The sequence below is a fragment of the Streptomyces sp. NPDC024698 genome (genome assembly GCF_055559015.1).
Genome location: NZ_JBVHLK010000055.1, coordinates 1,890 through 3,759, shown reverse-complemented (window position 1 = coordinate 3,759; position 1,870 = coordinate 1,890). Strand labels below are relative to the sequence as shown.

General features: G+C 58.1%; 1 rRNA gene (running past one end of the window). It reads right to left on the bottom strand.

The window, feature by feature from the left end:
• Positions 1–1,729, bottom strand: a 23S ribosomal RNA gene (locus ACZ4AA_RS38365) (it extends 1,494 nt beyond the left edge of the window).
• Between the last annotated feature and the right edge of the window lie 141 nt (positions 1,730–1,870).

Sequence of the window (1,870 nt, the reverse complement as noted above, 5' to 3'; positions counted from 1 at the left end):
TGATGTGTGACGGATTTGCCTATCACACGGCCTACACCCTTACCCCGGGACAACCACCGCCCGGGATGGACTACCTTCCTGCGTCACCCCATCACTCACCTACTACCACCTTGGGCCGGCGGCTCCACCACTCCCCTCAACTCCGAAGAGATCAGGGCGGCTTCACGGCCTTAGCATTAATGGGCTCGATGTTTGACGCTTCACAGCGGGTACCGGAATATCAACCGGTTATCCATCGACTACGCCTGTCGGCCTCGCCTTAGGTCCCGACTTACCCTGGGCAGATCAGCTTGACCCAGGAACCCTTAGTCAATCGGCGCACACGTTTCTCACGTGTGTATCGCTACTCATGCCTGCATTCTCACTCGTGAACCGTCCACCACTGCCTTCCGGCGCGGCTTCACCCGGCACACGACGCTCCCCTACCCATCACAGCGGGCGTTGGCCCTATTGCTGCAATGACACGACTTCGGCGGTACGCTTGAGCCCCGCTACATTGTCGGCGCGGAATCACTAGACCAGTGAGCTATTACGCACTCTTTCAAGGGTGGCTGCTTCTAAGCCAACCTCCTGGTTGTCTGTGCGACTCCACATCCTTTCCCACTTAGCGTACGCTTAGGGGCCTTAGTCGATGCTCTGGGCTGTTTCCCTCTCGACCATGGAGCTTATCCCCCACAGTCTCACTGCCGCGCTCTCACTTACCGGCATTCGGAGTTTGGCTAAGGTCAGTAACCCGGTAGGGCCCATCGCCTATCCAGTGCTCTACCTCCGGCAAGAAACACACGACGCTGCACCTAAATGCATTTCGGGGAGAACCAGCTATCACGGAGTTTGATTGGCCTTTCACCCCTAACCACAGGTCATCCCCCAGGTTTTCAACCCTGGTGGGTTCGGTCCTCCACGACCTCTTACAGCCGCTTCAACCTGCCCATGGCTAGATCACTCCGCTTCGGGTCTTGAGCGCGCTACTGAATCGCCCTATTCGGACTCGCTTTCGCTACGGCTTCCCCACACGGGTTAACCTCGCAACGCACCGCAAACTCGCAGGCTCATTCTTCAAAAGGCACGCAGTCACGACGCACCGAGTAAACTCGATGCGCGACGCTCCCACGGCTTGTAGGCACACGGTTTCAGGTACTATTTCACTCCGCTCCCGCGGTACTTTTCACCATTCCCTCACGGTACTATCCGCTATCGGTCACCAGGGAATATTTAGGCTTAGCGGGTGGTCCCGCCAGATTCACACGGGATTTCTCGGGCCCCGTGCTACTTGGGTGTCTCTCAAACGAGCCGTTGATGTTTCGACTACGGGGGTCTTACCCTCTACGCCGGACCTTTCGCATGTCCTTCGCCTACATCAACGGTTTCTGACTCGCCTCACAGCCGGCAGACTGTGAAAGAGAGATCCCACAACCCCCCAAGCGCAACCCCTGCCGGGTCTCACACGCTTGAGGTTTGGCCTCATCCGGTTTCGCTCGCCACTACTCCCGGAATCACGGTTGTTTTCTCTTCCTGCGGGTACTGAGATGTTTCACTTCCCCGCGTTCCCTCCACATACCCTATGTGTTCAGGTATGGGTGACAGCCCATGACGACTGCCGGGTTTCCCCATTCGGAAACCCCCGGATCAAAGCCTGGTTGACGGCTCCCCGGGGACTATCGTGGCCTCCCACGTCCTTCATCGGTTCCTGGTGCCAAGGCATCCACCGTGCGCCCTTAAAAACTTGGCCACAGATGCTCGCGTCCACTGTGCAGTTCTCAAACAACGACCAACCACCCATCACCCCGAACCAGTAGTTCGAGTGCACTGGGGCCGGCACTGAAGGCGACCATACGGCCGTACCTTCAGACACCCAACAGCGTGCCCGACC